17 protein-coding genes are annotated in these 20,401 nt (G+C 40.0%); 4 read left to right on the forward strand and 13 right to left on the reverse strand.

All coding sequences use genetic code 11. The features are described from left to right. Positions 1-13: 13 nt before the first annotated feature. The 7 genes from PTET_RS18535 to PTET_RS18565 all read right to left on the reverse strand — a co-directional run bounded on the left by PTET_RS18535 (position 14) and on the right by PTET_RS18565 (position 9,197). Entirely contained in the window at positions 14-202 is a 189-nt protein-coding gene (locus PTET_RS18535) for a DUF1289 domain-containing protein (protein WP_016900157.1), read from the reverse strand. 14 nt (positions 203-216) lie between these two features. Beyond that, positions 217-732: a hypothetical protein gene (locus tag PTET_RS18540; protein ID WP_013463283.1), complete on the reverse strand. Its 516-nt coding sequence runs from the start codon at positions 730-732 to the stop codon at positions 217-219. Between the two features lie 423 nt (positions 733-1,155). Next, positions 1,156-1,770, reverse strand: coding sequence for a bifunctional phosphoribosyl-AMP cyclohydrolase/phosphoribosyl-ATP diphosphatase HisIE (gene hisIE / locus PTET_RS18545; protein WP_013463284.1), 615 nt, complete (start codon positions 1,768-1,770; stop codon positions 1,156-1,158). Further along, the gene (gene hisF / locus PTET_RS18550) at positions 1,764-2,540 is read right to left on the reverse strand and encodes an imidazole glycerol phosphate synthase subunit HisF (RefSeq protein WP_013463285.1); all 777 of its coding nucleotides are present in this window, start codon (positions 2,538-2,540) and stop codon (positions 1,764-1,766) included. The genes hisIE and hisF overlap by 7 nt, the downstream gene beginning before the upstream one ends. A gap of 295 nt (positions 2,541-2,835) precedes the next feature. Next, entirely contained in the window at positions 2,836-4,818 is a 1,983-nt protein-coding gene (locus PTET_RS18555; protein ID WP_096039088.1) for a GGDEF domain-containing protein, read from the reverse strand. Between the two features lie 238 nt (positions 4,819-5,056). Then, positions 5,057-8,116: an efflux RND transporter permease subunit gene (locus tag PTET_RS18560; protein WP_096039089.1), complete on the reverse strand. Its 3,060-nt coding sequence runs from the start codon at positions 8,114-8,116 to the stop codon at positions 5,057-5,059. Between the two features lie 10 nt (positions 8,117-8,126). Next, positions 8,127-9,197: an efflux RND transporter periplasmic adaptor subunit gene (locus tag PTET_RS18565; RefSeq protein ID WP_096039090.1), complete on the reverse strand. Its 1,071-nt coding sequence runs from the start codon at positions 9,195-9,197 to the stop codon at positions 8,127-8,129. A gap of 556 nt (positions 9,198-9,753) precedes the next feature. On the opposite strand from PTET_RS18565, the gene PTET_RS18570 reads away from it, so the two are divergent. Together PTET_RS18570 and PTET_RS18575 are read left to right on the forward strand one after the other, a co-directional pair. Next, on the forward strand, positions 9,754-10,761 hold the full coding sequence (locus PTET_RS18570) for a catalase family peroxidase (protein WP_013463290.1): 1,008 nt from the start codon (positions 9,754-9,756) through the stop codon (positions 10,759-10,761). Between the two features lie 16 nt (positions 10,762-10,777). Further along, a complete protein-coding gene (locus PTET_RS18575; protein ID WP_013463291.1) occupies positions 10,778-11,317 on the forward strand; it encodes a cytochrome b in 540 nt (179 codons plus the stop codon). Between the two features lie 66 nt (positions 11,318-11,383). Here the strand turns inward: PTET_RS18575 and PTET_RS18580 are convergent, their stop codons facing one another. The 6 genes from PTET_RS18580 to hisG are packed head-to-tail and all read right to left on the reverse strand — an operon-like array spanning position 11,384 to position 17,084. Then, entirely contained in the window at positions 11,384-12,109 is a 726-nt protein-coding gene (locus tag PTET_RS18580) for a 1-(5-phosphoribosyl)-5-[(5-phosphoribosylamino)methylideneamino] imidazole-4-carboxamide isomerase (protein ID WP_013463292.1), read from the reverse strand. Between the two features lie 33 nt (positions 12,110-12,142). After that, positions 12,143-12,733: an imidazole glycerol phosphate synthase subunit HisH gene (gene hisH / locus PTET_RS18585; RefSeq protein WP_013463293.1), complete on the reverse strand. Its 591-nt coding sequence runs from the start codon at positions 12,731-12,733 to the stop codon at positions 12,143-12,145. Further along, a complete protein-coding gene (gene hisB / locus PTET_RS18590) occupies positions 12,730-13,791 on the reverse strand; it encodes a bifunctional histidinol-phosphatase/imidazoleglycerol-phosphate dehydratase HisB (protein WP_013463294.1) in 1,062 nt (353 codons plus the stop codon). The genes hisH and hisB overlap by 4 nt, the downstream gene beginning before the upstream one ends. Then, a complete protein-coding gene (gene hisC / locus PTET_RS18595) occupies positions 13,788-14,888 on the reverse strand; it encodes a histidinol-phosphate transaminase (protein WP_096039091.1) in 1,101 nt (366 codons plus the stop codon). The genes hisB and hisC overlap by 4 nt, the downstream gene beginning before the upstream one ends. Continuing rightward, entirely contained in the window at positions 14,878-16,179 is a 1,302-nt protein-coding gene (gene hisD, locus PTET_RS18600) for a histidinol dehydrogenase (RefSeq protein ID WP_013463296.1), read from the reverse strand. The genes hisC and hisD overlap by 11 nt, the downstream gene beginning before the upstream one ends. Before the next feature lie 5 nt (positions 16,180-16,184). After that, a complete protein-coding gene (gene hisG, locus PTET_RS18605) occupies positions 16,185-17,084 on the reverse strand; it encodes an ATP phosphoribosyltransferase (RefSeq protein WP_013463297.1) in 900 nt (299 codons plus the stop codon). 396 nt (positions 17,085-17,480) lie between these two features. Between hisG and PTET_RS18610 the strand changes: the two genes are divergently transcribed. After that, positions 17,481-17,714, forward strand: a complete 234-nt coding sequence (locus tag PTET_RS18610) for a hypothetical protein (RefSeq protein WP_013463298.1) — start codon at positions 17,481-17,483, stop codon at positions 17,712-17,714. 496 nt (positions 17,715-18,210) lie between these two features. After that, on the forward strand, positions 18,211-20,394 hold the full coding sequence (locus PTET_RS18615; protein ID WP_013463300.1) for a M4 family metallopeptidase: 2,184 nt from the start codon (positions 18,211-18,213) through the stop codon (positions 20,392-20,394). Positions 20,395-20,401: the final 7 nt, after the last annotated feature.

Raw genomic sequence — 20,401 nt, forward strand, 5'->3', positions numbered from 1 at the left:
TTATAAATTTAAGCTAGTCTTTTTTTGCATCTTCACGAGGGGAGGCCAATATAGCTTGCTTTTGCTCATCGGTTAAAATAATCCAGTCGAATATTTCGTCACTTGTGCGCCCGCACCCAGTACAGTAGCCATTCATTCTATAACATTCACCGATACAGTCTGTTTTTAAATGAGTGGATTGTTTACTGGGTGTTAGGCGCATACATTCTCTCGTAATTATTTAGTGGCGACGGGCTTTCCTACTTCTAACGAGGTAGACCAGGTTTTAATTTTTGATAAGGTTTTGCTGGTATAAACAGAAATAACCGGCGACCTATCATCAAGTACAAAGGTGGTGCGCAGAGAGGTTTCCGACTCTTTTTGTGTTTCTAACCAGTTGCTATTTTTTGTTAAACATTGGCGAGTGAGCTCAACGGCTTGTTTATGCATGGCAACGGCTTGTTGTTGGTCTTTGTAGTTTTCTTGACAGCGATAGGTCACGGTTTGATTGTTAAAGCTGGTTACTTGGCAGTTATTGCCAAATACGTTGTACTTTGCGCTCCACACATCTAAATAAGGTGTTTTTACTTTGGTGTCTTTTAACGCTTCAAAGCGATTGTCATAGGCGGCAATTAGCCCATCCATTTTTTCGCAGGGGGTTAGGTTATCTAGTTTAGCTTTTTGCTCAGTGGTTAAACTGCTACAGCCAGATAAAATTAGGCCAGTTAATACCAGCGATATATAGGTTTTCATAATGCGCTATCCTTTTGTAATAGCTATTCCTTGAACATTAGGGTCTATTGACCTTTCAAGGTTGAATTTGCAGCAGTCTGTTTGGTATTTAGGCAAGGCAGAGCCTATGTAGTGTTGTTATTCCCCATAAATAGGTGCTAACGCAGCATCAATGCCAAACAGGCGCTGCCCTTCGGGTTCTGCCTAGGGGCGATTTACTCTTTGTTGCTCGGTTTTGACTTAGCCCACTAGGTTGCAAACCTCGCGCCGCGATTAAACCGCCCCTAGTTTGAACAAATTTTAATCCGCAAAGGTCAACAGACCCTAGTTAAAGAATACCTAAGGGAGGGAGTAAATGCTATTCGCAAGGTGTAATTTAAAGTGAATTTATGGTTTTAACATACTGAGTGCGCCACAAAATGGCGCACACAGTAACAGGCGGTTTTACTTATGACGCCCTTGTAGGCAAGCAACTGCATCGGTGAGCTCTAAGCCTTGACGCTGTAGTAACACAATTAAGTGATACAACAAGTCAGCCGATTCGTTAGTAAGCTCATTGTTGTCGTGTTTCATTGCCGCAAGCGCCACTTCAACGCCTTCTTCACCTACTTTTTGGCAGCTGCGGCTTAAGTCTTCAGCAAATAAGGACGCGGTGTAGCTTTTAGCTGGATCGTCGTTTTTACGTGCAACAATCACATCTTCAAGTTGCGCTAAAAAGCTTAAGCTTGGTTTTGCAGCATCGCCAAAACAGCTTTGCGTGCCTAAATGGCACGTTGGCCCTTCTGGGTTTGCCAATACTAAAATTGAATCGTAGTCGCAATCTGTATGCACAGAGACCACGTTTAAGTAGTTTTCTGATGACTCGCCTTTGGTCCATAAACGCGATTTAGAACGCGAATAAAAAGTAACCTTATTACTTTCAAGCGTGACAGCAAGCGCTTCGCTATTCATAAAACCTTGCATTAAAATAACGCCAGAGCGTGCATCTTGAACAATCGCAGGGATCATCTCGCTTTTTGCGAAATCAACTTGAGTTAGGTTTTCTTGCGTTACTAGCATAATCTGGCTGCCACTTGGTTATCTATTAAAAATTGTTTTAGTTCGCCAATGTTAATCACGTTTTTATGAAAAACGCTGGCTGCGAGTGCACCATCTACTTTGCTTTGTTTAAATACATCAACAAAATCTTGCATTGTGCCTGCACCCCCTGAGGCGATTAAAGGAATGTCGCATAGCTCGCGTATTTTACTCAGCTGCTCATTGTCGTAACCGTTGCGAACACCATCTTGGTTCATACAATTTAAAACGATTTCGCCAGCACCTAAGTCTTGTACCCGCTGAACCCACTCTTGAGTTTTATAACGAGTACGGCTTGAGGCATTAGGATCGCCTGTAAGCTGATACACTAAGTATTCACCGGTTTTTTCATCGTAAAAGCTATCAATACCGACAACCACACACTGCTTGCCAAACTCATCGTGTAACTCTTTTATAAGCTCAGGACGGGCAATGGCAGGGCTATTAATACTGATTTTGTCAGCGCCGCGTTCAAGTACGCGCGCTGCATCGGCTACCGATTTAATGCCACCCGCTACACAAAATGGAATGTCGATATGGCGGGCAATATTTTCTACCCAATTTACATCGAGTAATCGTTTTTCAACGCTTGCACTGATCTCGTAAAATACCAGTTCGTCGGCACCGGCTTCACTGTAGGCTTTAGCAAGTGTTAAAACATCGCCGACTACCTCATGGCCCTTAAATTTAACGCCTTTAACGACTTGGCCGTCTTTTACGTCTAAACAAGGAATTATGCGTTTTGATAACATGCGCTTACCTCGTTTTTAAAATTCTGGATTGTAATATGGTTATTATTACGTTTGTTATTGGTATAACTCATTAGAAGACACATAGACTGCACTTGATATGTTATATTTTTAATAAAAATGAATAGTTAATTTAATGAATGAATCTAAATGCATTACTATGCAATGAATTCTTGGCTCCACTATATAATAAAACTTGCGCTATGTTAATGGTAAAAGCTAGAACTAAAAGTGATAATTCATTCCGGAAAAACGCGCAATCTTGAAACCGTATACTAAATTCATAAAATACTAAAAATTAGCGTGTTTCTTTAGAAAACCGATAGCAGTTTCGACCGGAATTTTTAGCCTCGTAAAGTGCTTGGTCTGCGTGTGTTTTTACTTCTAAGCTAGTATGAGCTTGTCCGTTTGTGATGGTAATTCCTATACTTATTCCGAGCGTGCGTTTTTGGTCAAATAAAATAAATGGTTTGCTAATATTTGTAATGATTCTTTGTGCTATCTCAGAGATCACGTCTTTATCATTTAACTGTGGCAAAATTGCTGCAAATTCATCTCCACCTATTCGAGCAATAATATCGTGCTTACGTAAACAGCTTTTTATGCGCGTTGCAACTTCTTTAAGTGCTTCATCGCCTGCACCATGGCCTAACTCATCATTTATTGGCTTGAAGTAATCTAAATCTAAATACATGAGGACTAATGGTGACTCATTGAACTGGGCTTTATTTAGTTCTTTATCAAGCTTATCTAAAAATATCCTACGGTTATAAAGTCCTGTTAAGCTATCTACAAACGCATAACTTTCTACTTTGGCCTCGTATTCTCGTCTGGCGATAGTGTGATTAGCAAAGGTGTAAATAACAAATATCATTAATAACATTACACCTAGATAGAGCAAAACAATCAATTTTTTTAAACTACTAAATTCGTTTTCAATCAGTGATAGAGGGACCTTATTTACTAACTTCCATTTGGGCCATTTCCCGTTGCTATTTCTCGGATTATCAAGTGTTGGTACTTGATCTAGTAAGGTCATGTGTTCAAAAATATAAATGTTGTTATCCTTTTCAATGATCCCATTTGTTTTAGTTTCCATCGCTTGCCATATATCTGGATGGATATCTTGAAAACGTTGCTGGGGTTTATTGGCAAACATAAAAGCCCATTGTTTTTGTACATCACCAAATAACCAGTAACTTTCTTCATTAAAGAGCATAATGTCACCTAGTGAGCTTTTAGAAATATTTTCTAATTGACTAAGTAAATGCACACCTCCGAGATTTATTATAAGTAAGCCAATCTTTTCATTGTTTTTGTCAACTAGCACTGAGCCTAAACGGATCATTGGTTTTAATGGCCTTTCAATTTGACCATTTTCAATATTTAAATCTAATGGAGATATAAAAATATCATCAGGGCTGAGCTTTATCCCGCGTTTATAGTAGTATCGATCGCTTTTATCTTGAAGCTTGTCTGGAGGTACGATAACGGTACTGTTATTTTCTCTTTGCACCCTTATTAACTCTTGGCCTTTTAAGCTAAGAATTCTTATTTGGGTGTAATAATTTTTTATGGTGATAAAATTAAAATAGTCCTGTTCTAATAGTGTTTTGTTTTCATTACTAAAAAAACGCTGTTCCTTAAAGTGGTGATTATTTTTAAGAATTAACAGATCACGAGATGCATGATTAAGTTGTTGTAAAAACGAATATTTAGCTTGTTTTAACTCATTTTTCTCTTTTTGAATAACAGAACCTATACGCGTTTGTATTTGGTTTTCGTAAAACATATACAAGGCAATATATAAAATAATTGCAGAGCAAAAATAGGTCAGTAGGCTAGTAAATATGGTTGTGTTTAGCTTTTGCGAATTTTGCTCTTGTAAGGGCAAGAAGGCAGGTTTAATAATGGAAAAGTAAATTATAGGCACACTCAGACTACTGAGTATTAAGCTATCAATTGCTATGACTTGCCATTGCTGTAAAACAAATTCGTCAAAATTAAAGGCAAACATAACTAAAGCCTCAATCGTAAAAACGATCATAGCTATTTTAAATGTTAGGAATTCGGTTCTCGATTGTTGGTTTTTTACAAAGTCACTATCATTAAATAAGTAGTGAATAGTAATAATAGCAATGAATGAGATAAGGCTGACATCTAATATTACAGAAAACCAGATGCCTGTATATTTCGTAACAAATGATGCCAATAACATCATAATAATGGCTTCACTTAACGCCAGTGATATAAATAGAATAAGTAAGCGTTGTAATGGCATATAAAGTTTCCGAGCCAATTATTATTGAATAACAAAAGCGACTAAATTTAATATAGGGCGGACAGTAGAATTGTTATCGTTAATTTAAAAATACTGCTGTTTGATATTAATATAATAATTAGAAAGTGCGTTTATTGCCATTATGGTTGTGCGTTTATTCTGTAATTTTTGACTAAAGTAGGGTGAATCTTGATCAAAGTGTTCATAACATTTGACCAAGATTCAGTGTGATCAACAATTAACTATGTATATGTTCATCTGTTTTTACGTTCATAAATATCGCGTAGAGTACGGGGATCACAATTAAAGTCAGTAGGGTGGCAAACAGTAACCCAAACACCAGTACCACTGACATCGATTGGAAAAACGCATCAAAGTATAGTGGTATTACCCCTAGTACGGTGGTGAGTGTGCCCATCATTACTGGTCTTACCCGACTATTTGCCGAATCGATAATGGCCTCATAGCGTGGTTTTCCTTGGCGTATTTCCATATCCATCTGATCCACTAATACAATGGCATTTTTAATCAATAAACCAGAGAGCGACAGTAATCCTAATATACCCATAAACTCTAATGGGATTTGTGTAGTAACCAGCCCAAAAACAACACCAATTAAGGCTAATGGCACCACAAGCCAAATAATAATAGGTTGTTTTAATGCGTTAAATAACACAATAACAATGAGTACCATGGCTAAAAAACCCAGTGGAATAGTTGAGGCCAGCATTTCGTTAGACTCTTTCGATTGACCATATTCGCCATCCCATTCTAGGCGGTAGCCTTGTGGTAGTTCAATGGCTTCTATTTTTGGTTTTACTCTATTAAATAACTCAGAAGCAAGCTCCCCTGGCAGTGGATCGGCTTGGGCTTTTATGGTCCATTCACGGTCTTCACGTTTTAATATGCCGTCGCGCCATACGGTTTTAAAGCCATTGGTGACTTGAGCAAGAGGCAGTGTTTCACCGGTGATATTGCTTTGCACTTGAATGTTACCAATGTCGTTTATGTCTACGCGTTCTTTTTGTGGCGCTCTGACGATAATAGGAATGAGCTCTTCGCCTTCACGATACTGCCCAACCACTTGCCCTGAAAAGTTTTGTTGCAGTGCTTCAGCAACAGCTTTGCGCGTTACACCTGCGCGCTGTGCATTAATGGCTGAGTACTGTGGCTCAATAACACTAATGCGTTGTCGCCAGGTGTCTTTAATTGATAACGCACCGCCATCATCAATTAATATGGCTTTTGCTTTTGCTGCCAGCTCTCTTAATACACTCGGATCGGGGCCTTTAAATGTGGCTTCTATTTTAGAGCCACCACCTGGGCCCATTACAAAGCGCCATACTTTGCCTTGAGCATCGACAAAGTTATCGTCAATGTAATTTTGTACGGTAGGTAAAAGTTGATCTAGCTTTTTGTAGTCATCGACTTTAGCTAAAATTTGCCCGTAAGAACTGTTTGGTGACTCACTACCATAAATAAGCATGTAGCGAAGCCCGCCGCCGCCAATAAGCGTTTGTATGCCTTCAACGCCATTTTGTTGCTTTACAAATTCCTCTAACTTGAGCATATCTTTTTTGGTTTTTTCAATATCGGTACCTTGCGGTAGCCAAAAATCAACCACCATTTGCGGTGTGGTAGAAGCTGGGAAAAAACCTGATTTTACAAATTGAAATCCCCACATAGACACACTAAAAGTGGCAACCACAATGGCAATACTAAGCCAGCGGTGATGCAGTGCTGACACCACTACCGATTGATAAAGAGCCATGAGTTTATTTGGTTTTGCTGAGCCTGAGGTGTCGTTATCTTGCTCTTTAAACAAGCAATAGCAAAATAAGGGAGTTAGGGTAATGGCAAATAACCAGCTGTATAATAAGGAGATTAAAATAACCCAAAATAAATGGCCGGTAAATTCAGCGGTATCGCCCGGTGCGAGGCCAATAGGTGCAAAGGCAACAATGCCGACTAATGTACCGCCAAGTAGTGGCCATTTAGTTTGTTTTACAACTTCACTGGCAATGTCTAACTTTTTACGCCCTTGTTGTGTGCCTACCAAAATTCCTTCTGTCACCACAATCGCATTATCAACCATCATACCGAGGGCAATAATAAGCGCACCTAAGGAAATACGGTGCATGGGTATACCGCTAAAGTCCATGGTAGCAAGTGTCGCAAAAATAGTTAGCAGTAATACGGCGCCAATAATAATCCCAGAGCGCAACCCCATAAATAGCAGTAGCGTGACCATGACAATCACCAGCGCGACTAATACATTAACCACAAAGTTATCGACTGAGTCTTGTACCACTTTTCCTTGGTGGTAAAACTCATGCACGCTGATGCCAAGCGGTCTGAGGTTTTCAGTTTGCTTTACTTTATCATCAACGCGGTCAAACACTTTTACCACATTAGCGCCTAATACACTGGCAACCCCCAGGGATATGGCAGGCTTAGAGTTGTAGCGCACTAACTTGGTTGCTGGGCTTTGAAAACCGCGGTATACATTGGCAATATCTTTTAGGTAAATTGTTTTACCTTTAGCGCTGGCACTTACCAGTAGGTTTTTAATGGTATCAACGGAGTTTAATTCGCCGGTGGGATCAATAAAAATACGTTGATCGCCAATTTGGGTATTACCTGCACTCAATACGGCGTTTTGTTCATCCAAAATACCGTAAATGTTATTGATAGATACACCTAAAGAGGCTAACTCTTCTCGAGCAATTTCTACAAATATTCCCTCTTGTTGTACGCCCGTCATGGCAACTTTCGCTACACCGTCTACTTGTAAAATGTCACTTTGTAGCGTTTTAGCATAGGCATGTAACTCGTCGGGTGAGTATCCTTCGGCGGTTATTAAATAGCTCAAGCCATACACATCACCAAAATCGTCATAAACTTGAGGCGTGCCAGTACCTGGCGGTAATGTTGGACGTGTGTCATTTATTTTGTTTCTGAGCTTAGTCCAAATAACTTGCAACTCAGATTTAGTCGGAGAAAACTCTGATTTAATCTCTACTTTAATTTCAGATAAACCTGTAGATGAGGTGGACGATATAGTATCAACTTCTTGTAGTTCTTGAATTGCACGTTCAAGCGGCTCAGTTACCTCTTTTGCTACTTCTAGCGGGCTTGCACCTGAGTACGAGACAAACACTTGCGCGGTGCGAATTATAAATTCGGGGTCTTCAAACCGCGCCATATTTTTATAGGATGAAAAACCAAACCCTAGAGTTAAAATTATGAGTATGGTGCTAATTAATTTATTATTGATTGTCCATTTTGCTAAATCCATTACCGCGCTCCTATGCTTTAGTCCAAGGACGTACTTTCATACCCTCAGTTACATAGTTTGCACCTGCACCAACAATTACATCGCCAGCACTTAAACCGTCAGTGACGATGAGTTGTTCTCCAATGCCATTTTCAATAGTAACGGGAGTTTTAGAAGCTTGCATAGTTTGAGCGTCAACTGTCCATACAAAGTGTTCACCATTTTGTTCAAAAATAGCAAAGGTTGGCACTAATAAACGAGTTGTATTTGAGCTGCTTTCACGGGTTATTTTTAGACTGGCATTCATGCCAGGCAATACATTAAGGTTATTTGGTACAGCAAATGCAAATCGGACTTCATAAGTTTGACTCGCAGAGTCAGCTTCTAAATTGGCACGTCTAAATGTTGCTGGAATGGGGGGAGTCGATACATCTTGTAAAATAACTGACGCTACATTGTTTTGCTTAGAGTCAACCGTGGCCACAATTGAAGCGGGAATATTTACCACCGCTTCCATTTCGCCTTTACCAAATAAAGTAACAACATGTTGACCCGCGCTTATGTTCTCAAGCTGCTTTACTGGCACCTCAGCAACAATGGCATCGTAAGGCGCTATAATTTTACTGTCGGATAGTGCTTTTTGCGCTGAGTCATACTGTGATTCGGCTACTTCTTTTTTAGATTTTAGTTGCTCTATATCTCGTTGCGAAATAACCCCATCTTTAGCGAGCTTTAAACCACGTTGATAATCATTGTCGGCGGTTTCAAACTGAATTTTGCTCGACTTAACCTCATTAATAAAGTTTCGTTGTTCCAATACGGCTATTACATCGCCTTTTTTTACATTTTGTGCGGCAATAACATTAAGCGTTTCTAGCTTTCCGCTAACTTGAAAAGCAAGCTTTGAGCTATTTATAGTGTCGATAGTGGCGGGGTAGGTGAGCGTTTTTGATTGCGACTCATCACCTATGGTTATTAGTTTAACCGCACGTGGTTCGTTTTGTTTTTGTGTAGTGACTTCGTTTTCTGAGCAACCGGCTAATAAAAGCAAAAACGTAATACTAATTAAATTAAATTTAGTAAAACATGGTGTTTTGATCATTTGGCTTACCTTAAATAAAGAGTGCGTTGTTAATTGTTGGCATTTTTAAGCAATTAAAAATTACAAAATAGCCAATTGAGTTTGTTTTCAAATTTACCTGAAATGCAATTTATAAAGTAGTAACTACTGACTACTTGAATAGAAGCAGCCGTTAGTTAATGAGTAAAAAATAACATTTTAATTTCAAGAGTTTATTATTGCTGTACGGTTTTGTTTTAATTTGTGTGATTTTGTAGAACGTAATAAATCAGTACCCTAATGCTTGCTTTGTATCAACATTAGTATAATTAACAATCGGCTTTTTTAAAGCGCAGCTCATAAAGATTATATTTTTGGAATTTAAAATACTTAAAGTGCGGTTTTTATTAATTAAATTGAAATATTAATTGCTTGGGGTCGGTCTTGTGAGTGTCGTGTCGGTATAACTAAATAAAAGCTATCCGATCTAAAGCATATCTCAGTAATGGTTAGCCATTAATTTAAAGACGTAATTAAAACTATGAAAAATTCCAAACATAATCATCATGAAAATAATCATACGAGGTCTAATCCTACCATGAGTAAAAAAATCACCTTAATTGCAATAATCACTTTATTTGCACTGACGATTTTATATTTTACCGGCGCTTTTAACAGCGATGCGGTTACTGCGCAGCGTTTTGTTAATTTACAACAAGGTGATCAAGCCCATGCGGGTTTTCGTCGAGCCCATGCAAAAGGTATTTGTTTAGCGGGGTCGTTTGAGTCTACCGGTGAGCTTGCTAAATATTCGCAAGCAAAGGTATTTGATTTAGGGGCCACTCCTTTTGTTGGCCGTTTTTCTATTGCGGGCAATAACCCAACCGCGCCTGATTTAAAAGCACCGGTGCGCAGTTTAGCGTTTTCTATAACTACCGATGATAACCAAGAATGGCGCGTAGCAATGAACACGCCTCCAGTTATGGCTGTAGCGACGCCAGATGCGTTCTTTAAACAGTTACAAGCGCTATCCCCTGATCCGGTAACTAAAAAACGCAGTCCTGAAAAAATTAAAGCCTTTTTTGCCGCACACCCTGAAAGTGCCGCATTTAATAACTGGAAAGCAAGTTATAAACCAACCAGCAGTTTTGCCACTGAGCAATACCACAGTATTAATGCCTTTTATTTGGTTGATGAAAATAATAAAAAGCACGCCGTACGTTGGATAGCTAAACCACAATTAAGTGATGAAAACATTCAACCACTTAATAATGATTCAGCCGATGCATTGCAGCTACAACTTAAAGATCAAGTTGCTCAAGCCCCCGTTAAATTCGACATGCTGTTTAGCTTTGCAACCGAAGAGGATGATGAAAATAACCCAACTGTTTTATGGCCTCAATCACGTAAAACCATAAATGCCGGTACGTTAGTTATCTCAAGGCTTCAGGCGCAAGAAGGAGGCGTGTGTGCTGATATGAACTTTGATCCCTTGGTACTTCCTACAGGGATAGAGCCAAGCGCCGATCCTATATTACGTGCCCGTGGCGCGGCTTATGCTGAGTCATTTCGTCGTCGTGCTAAAGAAGTACTTTTAAATAATTAATAACAGGAAATATCGAATGAAAACAATTAATAAATACTCAGCGTCGAGTATGCTTATTCACTGGGCGATGGCGTTAATCATACTTTCTATGTTATTTCTTGGTTTGTCGATGGTACAAAGTTTAGCGGTTTGGCAAATAGAGGCCATTGCGCTGCATAAGTCATTTGGTATTTTAGCGTTGGTGTTAGTTGCTATTAGATTAATCAATAAAGTCGTCACCACCAGTCCTGCATTACCACCGAGTGTGCCTAAGGCTCAAGCATTAGCCGCGCATTTAACCCAAGTGGGTTTATATGCATCTATGATTTTAATGCCGATTTCTGGTTGGTTAATGCAAAGCGCTGATGGCCGTCATGTGGGCTTTTTTGATTTATTTACTTTGCCTAGCTTAGTTAGTAAAGATATTGAACTATATGCTTTTTTCCGTGAAGCACATGGTTTAATTGCTTACGCATTTTTATTGTTTATTTTTATGCATGTTAGTGCCGCGCTTTATCATGGTTTAATAAAGCAAGATGGCGTATTAGGCTCTATGTTACCTGGTAAGCATAAATAAACTGATAGTTTTATACAAAAAAGGCACAGATGCGCTCGCACCTGTGCCTTTTTTAGAGCTATATTTTTAGCTTAATTTAAGCGCGTCTTCTACGCTAAAAGCACCATCTAATAAAGACTTGCCTAAAATCACGCCGCCAACACCAAGTTCATTTAGCTTTTTAATATCATCTAACGAACTTACCCCACCCGACGCTTGTACTTTAATATCTGCATTATGATTAATTAAATCTTCATAAAGCGCAAAAGAGGGGCCGGTCATGGTGCCGTCTTTACTGATGTCCGTACATAAAAAATCAATAATGCCCAGCTCTACATAAAAATCAATAAGTTCAAATAGCCCAAACTCAGATTCATTTAACCAACCATGGGTTGCTGGCGCCCAGCCGGACTCAGTTTTATTAACATCAAGGGCAATCACAAAGTGCTCAGCGCCAAATTGTTCAATCCAAGCTTTAACCTGTTCACGCTTTTCAACTGCCATTGAACCAATAACCACTTGATTTGCTCCGGCTTTTATCCAATCGCTCACATCTTGCTCTGAACGAATACCACCACCCACTTGGTAGGGTACATCCAGTGCTTTTGTGGCTGCTTGAATATGTTGCCACTGCTTTTTACTTGGATCGCGTGCGCCTTCTAAATCAACTAGGTGCAGTTTACCCGCGCCGCTGTCAGCGTATTCTTTTAGGCGAGCGCCAAGTTCAAAGGGGTAAAACTGTGCGGTATCATATTTACCTTGATACAAACGTACAATTTGATTTTGTAATACGTCTAATGCTGGAATAATCACTGTGTATCTCTTTTATTATTTATTAACAGTCGCTTATAACTGCCAATCTAGAAAGTTTTGTAATAAACGAGTGCCTACTTTAGCACTTCGCTCTGGGTGAAATTGCATACCGGCATAATTATCTTTAGCAACAATGGCTGAAAAAGTTTGCCCGTATTCACTACTGACTAAAGTGGCATCGTTAACGGTGTGCGCAAAGCTGTGCACATAATAAACCTGATCGTCTTTATGCAGCCCTTTGGTTAGTGGGTGCGCTTGTTGGATAGATAAGTTATTCCACCCCATATGCGGTGACGTTAAACTACCTACATCCAGTGCTTTTACTTGGCCTGGTATTTTACCTAAGCATTGCACGTTACCTTCTTCGGTGCTTTCGCACAGCAGTTGCATCCCCAAGCAAATTCCCATTAGCGGGCGCTGATATTCGTTAATGGCTTGCTGCCAACCATTATCGACTAGGCGCTTCATAGCCACAGATGCATGGCCAACACCAGGTAAAATAGCGCGCTCATAGCCCGCTAATTGTTCTGGCGAGGTAATAACCGTAGGGGTTTTACCTAAACGCTCAAATGCAAAGCGTACCGAGTTGATATTGGCACAACCGGTATTAATTATCGCTATCATAAACACCCCTTAGAGCTGGCTGTTTGTTGACTAGTATCTTGTGCAATTGCCATACGCAGTGCCCGTGAAAACGCTTTAAATAAGCCCTCTACTTGGTGATGACAGTTACCGTCACTTACCGACAAAATAAGGCTAATTGCAGCGTTATCACTTAAGCTTTTGAAAAAATGCTCTACCATTTGTACGTCTAAATCACCGGCTTTTTCGCGGCTAAAGTTTGCGTTTAACACAAATGAAGCACGTCCAGATAAGTCAATTTGTGCTTCGGCTTTACATTCATCCATAGGCAATGCAAAACCATAACGCGCAATTTGAGATTTTGTGCCAAGTGCTTGTTTAAGAGCAACCCCTAAGGCAATACCAATGTCTTCAACAAGGTGATGCTCGTCTATGTGTAAATCGCCTTTGGCTTTAATGTTTAAGCCAATGTTTGCGTGGGTGCGTATTTGATCCAGCATGTGATCAAAAAAGCCAAGGCCGGTGTCTATGCTACCGTTTTTAGTTTGATCAAGATTAACCGCTACATCAATTTGTGTTTCTTTGGTATTGCGTGTAACACGGCCTTCACGGTTTGCCGTTGTAAGCTTAGTAACAATAGCAGGCCAGCTACCATCGTATAAAATACCTTCACAACATAAGTTTTGCGCAAGACCAATATCTGTTTGGCGGTCGCCAATTACAAAAGAGCGCGCTAAATCTACGTTGCCAGAGCGCATAAGCTCGGTCAGTAAGCCTGTTTTTGGCTTACGGCAATCGCAGTTTTGTTCATCAAAGTGTGGGCAAATGAGTACATCTTCAAAGTTAATCCCTTGGCTGTTGAGTATGTCCATCATTTTGTCTTGGGCTATGTCAAAATCCGCAGTAGGGAAACTGTCAGTGCCTAAACCATCTTGATTAGATACCATCACTAAGCGATAGCCTGCTGCTTGCAGTTGCAATAATGCCGGAATAACACCAGGTAAAAAAGCCAACTTTTCAAGGCTATCTACCTGTTTGTCGGTGATTGGCTCTTCAATAATGGTGCCGTCACGGTCTATAAATAAATAGGGATTACTCATGATACTTCCTGTTGTGATAGGGCTGTTGGGGTGGTTAAACCATCGAGCCAAATTTTTACTTGTTCTAATTCTTGTTCGCTACCAATTGAAATGCGTAGCCAGTCGTCTTCACCGTATAAGGTAAATGCTCGCATGACTAAGCCTTGTTCAAGGGCAACTTTAAAGCTGTTTTTATCGGCCAATTTTAAGGTAACAAAGTTGCCTTCACCAGTGAGAATTTTTAATACAGCAGGGGAGGCGTTTAACCACTCTATTAGCTTTAATTTTAAGCTGTTTAAAATGCTCACTTGGCGACGCATAGAGGTAATGGCATCAGGGGCAATGGCTTGCGCTGCAATACTCGCTACCACGCTCGATACCGGATACGGTGCAATGACTTTACAAATGGGCGCAAGTACACTGGCTTGAGCGAGGGTAAACCCGGTTCGCAGGCCTGCCAACGCAAACGCTTTTGACAGTGTACGTAGCACTACAATATTACTAAACTCGTTTATAAGTTGTGTTGCACTTTGCTCTGGGCAAAACTCAATATAGGCTTCATCAACAATCACCAATGCTTTACCTGCAAGCGCAGTGGCAATGGCTTTTACTTTATCTAGCGGCGTTAAACTACCTGTTGGGTTATTTGGATTACAAATAAACACCAGTTTTGAGCTACCGACCGCAGTGACAATATCATCAACATTGGCTGTTAATAATAACTCTTGAGTAAGCGCGTTAATAGCCACATTGTGCGTATCAGCAGTGACTTTATACATACCGTAGGTAGGCAAAAACAGCGCAATACTGTCCTTAGCTGGCTGGCAATACGTGCGTACTAAAAGCTCAATGCCTTCATCTGCACCTCGCGTCATAAGGACATTGTCGCTTTTAAGCTCGGTATAAGCTGCATAGCGATCAATAACCAATTGTGGCTGAGGGTCGGGGTAGCGATTTAAATCTTCAATACTCAACTCAAGGTTTTTAGCATATGGGCTTTCGTTGGCATTGAGCCACGTTGTGCCTGTTAACTTTTCACTTTTAGCCGAGCTGTAAGCAGCAAGCGCTTTAATATTCTCGGGTAATAAGCTGGTTGCTTGGGCGCTCTCATTGCTCATTGTTTATTGCCTCTAAACGAATTGAAACCGCATTAGCGTGGGCATCAAGGCCTTCTGCGTCTGCCAGTGGTAAAATAGCTTTTGAAAGCTCTGTTAAGCCACTTTTACTAATAGTTTGTACTGTGTATGTGCGGAAAAAATCAAGCAAGTTTAAGCTTGAGTATGTCGCGCTATAACCGTAAGTAGGTAATACGTGGTTAGTACCCGATGCATAATCGCCAGCCGATTCTGGTGTGTAGTCGCCAACAAATACTGAACCTGCATTTTTAACCGCATCAAGGTACGGGCTTGCATCTGCCAGCTGTAAAATTAAGTGCTCTGGCCCATATTGCGCTGATACATCAAATGCTTGCGCTATTGAATCCACTAAAATAAGTGACGAATTGGCCAACGCTTGTTCAGCGGTGTCTTTTCGGCTTAAGTTAGCTAATTGACGAGTAAGCGCGTCTTGTGTTTGTTTAATAATAGTTTCGCTGTTACACAATAAAATAACTTGCGAGTCGGCGCCATGCTCTGCTTGTGAGAGTAAATCGGCCGCAATAAACTCTGGATTTGCTCGTTCATCTGCTATCACTAATACTTCAGATGGACCTGCTGGCATATCAATCGCCATTCCTGGAATTGTTTGTGCAACTAACTGCTTTGCCATAGTCACAAAGCTATTACCTGGGCCAAAAATTTTATTCACTTTAGGTACTGATTCAGTGCCGTAGGCCATTGCAGCAATCGCGCCTGCACCACCGCTTTCAATAATAGTGGTGATACCACATAATTTAGCAGCATATAAAATAGCAGGATTTATTGCTTTATCGCCTTGTACTGGGGTAGTGAGTACCACGGTTTTTGCACCGCTTAACTGCGCCAATACACCTTGCATTATAACTGACGATGGCAATGGGGCACTGCCCCCAGGGACATAAATACCGACCGCTTCGATGGCTTGATATTTCAGTTCACATTCAACGCCCGGTTGAGTCGATAACTTAATATCTTTAGGCAGTTGCGCTTGGTGAAAACATTTTACATTTGCATAAGCGGTATCAATTGCATACTTAAGCTCAGGGCTTAGCATTTTCTCAGCGGCATTAATTTCATCAAGTGGAACACGTAAACGCGGCTCAGCTCGGTTATCAAACTCTTTTGCTAACGCCAGTAATGCAGCATCGCCTTGCGCATTTACTTTTGCCAAAATAGTTTGGCAAATACTTTCTACTTTTTCACTCGCTGATACAGCAGGGCGCATCAGCGCCGCTGCTTGAACCTGTGATGATTCTTCATTCCAACGAAGCATGGCTGTTACTCCATCATTTTTTCAATTGGCATAACTAAAATAGAATTCGCGCCGAGTGCTTTAAGTTGCTCCATGGTTTCCCAAAATAACGTTTCGCTACTTACCATGTGCAATGCTACATATTCGTCAGATCCTGCTAGTGCAAGTAATGTAGGTTGACCAGAACCAGGCAGGATTTCACAAATTTCATCCAGCTTGTCTTTTGGTGCGTGTAGCATGATGTATTTGCTTTCTTTGGCTTGCTTAACACCACGCAAACGCGGCATCAATTTATTGATAAGCGCGAGTTTGTCAGCATCTTGCAGTTGGGTGTTTTGAATTAAACAAGCGTTTGACTCTAAAATGGTATCACCCTGCATTAAGCCATTAGCTTCAAGGGTTGCACCTGTTGAGACCAAATCACAAATGGCATCAGCAAGACCAGCACGCGGCGCCACTTCAACAGAGCCTGTGAGCATAACAGTGCTGGCGTTGATGCCTTCACGTTTTAAATATTGGCTTAAAATTTCAGGGTAGGTGGTTGCAATACGTTTGCCTTCAAACCAGCTTTTGTCTTGCTTACCTAGTTCTTGTGGCCATGCAAGTGCAAGACGACAGTAACCAAAATCTAATTTTGATAATTTAGTTACTTCGCTTGGAACGCCTTGGCGCTCTCTTTCTGCTTGTACTTCAACTAAAACGTTTTCGCCAACAATACCTAAGTCACATACACCGTCCATAACTAAACCTGGAATATCGTCATCGCGTACACGTAAAACGTCAATTGGCATGTTGGTTGAGTGTGCTATAAGGCGCTGCTCGCGAAGGTTGAGTTTTACACCCAGTTGCTTAAGCAGATCTTGACAATCTTTAGATAGGCGGCCGCCTTTTTGGATGGCGATACGAAGACGATTACTATTATTCATTACTCATTTTCCTTTAATTTTAAAACTAAAAACCCCGAGGGAAACCTCAGGGCGAAAATGAATCTTGGTATGTTGATTCGCCAGAGGTTTCCTTTTAGGAACAACCTCTCAGCGAAAGACCTGACAGGTTATTCCGATGAATGATGGTGGTGATGTACTGCTGTCAGAGTGTTGCGCATTTTTTATCCTGTTTAGCTATTCGTTATTATGTTAACGCTTAGCTGTTGCTTGTTTAATAAATTTCGCATTTATAAAAACACATAAACCAATAGCATGGCAAGAAAAATTTTCTTAAATTAAAGAATACCTTATAACTGTCGATAATAACTAAAGGTTTGCTTTATTTATCAACAGTTTTATAGTGATTAAATTACATTCAATTCAATGGAGGCACGCATGGATATAATGATCCCTTATTTAGGGCCTATTACGCGTTTAACGCTTGAATCTAAAGGGGCTTTTCATATTGCTGGGGTTCAACAAAGTGCCAGTGCCAAAAAAGTCGAGTTAGAAGAGCGTAAAAAAAGAGAAGTAGAAAAGCAACATAAGCTGGCGTTTGACGAAAATAAATCGCGCAATAAAACCGCTGAAGAAGATGACGACAAACCCCATTTAGATACATGGGCTTAGTACAAGTGATTGGCGATACCGTTATTGCCTCAAGTTAAAATCGCCCTCAATAAAAGCAAATTTGTTTAAACATAGCAAATAGTGGTGCATGGCTATGAACTGCGTGTTTTTAAAACTACTCCCTACCCATTTAAAATAGATTACCCCTCTTTTAAAGCTCAACAGGTAAAGTCTTTTCCTTGCAACTACATGCTCATTGAGCAGTCGATTAGTGATTAACAATAAAGCGTGTGATTTTAAAATCTAATGCTTTTTGCTTGCTGTTTTATGTAAATATATGTATACGAAATGTTGTTTCTGGACTTCATTAGTTAAAACAGTAGTTTTTAAATCATTGTAAAATAATAGATTAATTTCCGAGCTAATACTTTAATTGTAAATTAAATGTTTAATTTTCGTTATTTAAGTTTGTAACCTACTCTGATCCTTAATCGGGTACAAGGTGTGCCGATTAATACAAATATATTAAAAACTTAAACTTTAACGGAGCGTAAACGTGAATTTATCTAAAATCACAATAGCAACTTTTGCTGCTTTAACTTTGGTTCAAGCAACAAATGCAGTAGCTGCGAATAAGAAATACCTAAATCAACAACCGACAATTAATAATATGGTGCAATCAAACTCTGCTTCCTTATTATCAGTAAGTCCAAATCAGTTGATTGGGTTGAGTGTAGGGAACGAATTAGTTGTATTAAAAGAATTTACTAGCAATAACGGAGAAGTAACCCGCCGCTATCAACAAACGTATCAGGGCATTCCTGTCATTGGTGATACGGTCAGCTTAACATTTAATAATGGGATGCTTAAAAAAGCCCATGGTGCAGCTGTTTATAATATTGATGAAGATTTATCTGATGTATCGGCTAAATTGACAAAAAAAGATGCGATTTTAAAAGGGTCTAAAACGGGTATAGCTGCAAAATCAGTAGGCTTAAAAAAACATAATGAGCAATCCAGACTTGCTATCTGGGTTGACGATCAAAATAAGGCGCATTTAGTTTATGAAGTGTCTTATGTTACTTATGGCAAGTCACCATCAAGGCCATACCTGATCATTGATGCTAATACCGGTGAGGTCTTGCTTAGTTACGATAACCTGCAACATGCCAATGCAACAGGCCCTGGCGGTAATCTAAAAACAGGCAAGTATTTATATGGAACTGATTTTGACAGCCTAGATGTTAGTCAATCAGGTAATACTTGTAGCATGAATAACGCAAATGTTCGCACTATTAATTTAAATGGCGGAACAAGTGGCTCTTCTGCGTATTCATTTACATGTCCTGAAAATACGTTTAAAGAAATTAACGGTGCTTATTCACCGCTAAACGATGCTCATTTTTTTGGTAACGTTATTTTTAATATGTATAACGATTGGTTAGGGACTGCGCCTTTGAGTTTTCAGTTACAAATGCGGGTTCATTACTCAAGTAACTATGAAAATGCGTTTTGGGATGGCAGTGCAATGACCTTTGGTGATGGCCAAAATACGTTTTATCCATTGGTAAGTTTAGATGTATCTGCACATGAAGTTAGCCATGGCTTTACTGAGCAAAATTCAGGCTTAATTTATAATGGTAAACCAGGCGGGTTAAACGAAGCATTTTCGGATATGGCTGGTGAAGCCGCTGAATTTTATATGAAAGGCAGCAACGATTGGCTAGTCGGAAAGGATATTTTTAAAGGTAATGGTGCACTGCGTTACATGAATAACCCTACCCAAGATGGCCGTTCAATAGATAACCAAAGTAACTATTATTCAGGTATGGACGTGCATTATAGTTCAGGTGTTTATAACAAGGCATTTTATAATTTAGCAACCACGCCGGGTTGGGATACGCAAAAAGCCTTTATCGTAATGGCACGTGCTAACCAACTATATTGGAGTGCGGGTGTAGGCTGGGATTTAGCCGGTAACGGTGTGATGGATGCTGCGTGTGATTTAAATTATGACCCTAATGATGTAAAAGCCGCTTTGGCTGCGGTAGGTGTTAATTCAAATCTTAGTTCAGGTAGTGATTGTGCTACACCACAACCACCGACTGACGATGAAGTGTTAACCAATGGGGTAACCCGTACGGGTATTAGCGGCGCAGAAAAAGAGCAACTATTCTTTACTTTGGAAGTCCCTGACGGCGCAACAAATCTTCAATTTAATACAATGGGTGGCTCAGGTGATGCAGACCTATATGTTAAATTTGCTAGTAGACCAAGCTTAAATAACTATGATTGCAATAGCACAACATCTACCAGTACAGAAAGCTGCAACATAAGTAATGCACAAGCAGGAACTTACTATGTAATGGTTGAAGCATGGAGTGCGATATCTGGTGTATTGCTAACGGGAAGCTACTCTGATGGGAATGGTGGTGTGACGCCAATTAATAGAACTGAGTCTAATATTAATGTGACTACTAATAACTGGAGCCGCTTTACTCAAGATTTATCAGAAGGGTATAGCACTTTAAATATTAGTATTGCCGGTGGTAATGGTGATGCTGATCTTTATGTAAACTTTGGCTCGCCTTCAAGTACGTCTTCATACTTATGTAGACCCTACAAAAATGGTAATAATGAAGAATGTACATTTGATAACCCACAAGCAGGTACTTGGTACATTGATTTAAGAGGTTACAGCTTAGCAAGCGGCGTAACACTCAACGTAACGGCTAATTAGGCATACA

Source organism: Pseudoalteromonas tetraodonis, from assembly GCF_002310835.1.
In the GTDB taxonomy this organism is placed as follows: Bacteria; Pseudomonadota; Gammaproteobacteria; order Enterobacterales; family Alteromonadaceae; genus Pseudoalteromonas; species Pseudoalteromonas tetraodonis.

Excerpts from the sequence above, each read along its gene's own strand:
- PTET_RS18535 (WP_016900157.1), bottom strand. The coding sequence starts at position 202 with ATGCGCCTAACACCCAGTAAACAATCCACTCATTTAAAAACAGACTGT.
- PTET_RS18540 (WP_013463283.1), bottom strand. The coding sequence starts at position 732 with ATGAAAACCTATATATCGCTGGTATTAACTGGCCTAATTTTATCTGGC.
- hisIE (WP_013463284.1), bottom strand. The coding sequence starts at position 1,770 with ATGCTAGTAACGCAAGAAAACCTAACTCAAGTTGATTTCGCAAAAAGC.
- hisF (WP_013463285.1), bottom strand. The coding sequence starts at position 2,540 with ATGTTATCAAAACGCATAATTCCTTGTTTAGACGTAAAAGACGGCCAA.
- PTET_RS18555 (WP_096039088.1), bottom strand. The coding sequence starts at position 4,818 with ATGCCATTACAACGCTTACTTATTCTATTTATATCACTGGCGTTAAGT.
- PTET_RS18560 (WP_096039089.1), bottom strand. The coding sequence starts at position 8,116 with ATGGATTTAGCAAAATGGACAATCAATAATAAATTAATTAGCACCATA.
- PTET_RS18565 (WP_096039090.1), bottom strand. The coding sequence starts at position 9,197 with ATGATCAAAACACCATGTTTTACTAAATTTAATTTAATTAGTATTACG.
- PTET_RS18570 (WP_013463290.1), top strand. The coding sequence starts at position 9,754 with ATGAGTAAAAAAATCACCTTAATTGCAATAATCACTTTATTTGCACTG.
- PTET_RS18575 (WP_013463291.1), top strand. The coding sequence starts at position 10,778 with ATGAAAACAATTAATAAATACTCAGCGTCGAGTATGCTTATTCACTGG.
- hisH (WP_013463293.1), bottom strand. The coding sequence starts at position 12,733 with ATGATAGCGATAATTAATACCGGTTGTGCCAATATCAACTCGGTACGC.
- hisB (WP_013463294.1), bottom strand. The coding sequence starts at position 13,791 with ATGAGTAATCCCTATTTATTTATAGACCGTGACGGCACCATTATTGAA.
- hisC (WP_096039091.1), bottom strand. The coding sequence starts at position 14,888 with ATGAGCAATGAGAGCGCCCAAGCAACCAGCTTATTACCCGAGAATATT.
- hisD (WP_013463296.1), bottom strand. The coding sequence starts at position 16,179 with ATGCTTCGTTGGAATGAAGAATCATCACAGGTTCAAGCAGCGGCGCTG.
- hisG (WP_013463297.1), bottom strand. The coding sequence starts at position 17,084 with ATGAATAATAGTAATCGTCTTCGTATCGCCATCCAAAAAGGCGGCCGC.
- PTET_RS18610 (WP_013463298.1), top strand. The coding sequence starts at position 17,481 with ATGGATATAATGATCCCTTATTTAGGGCCTATTACGCGTTTAACGCTT.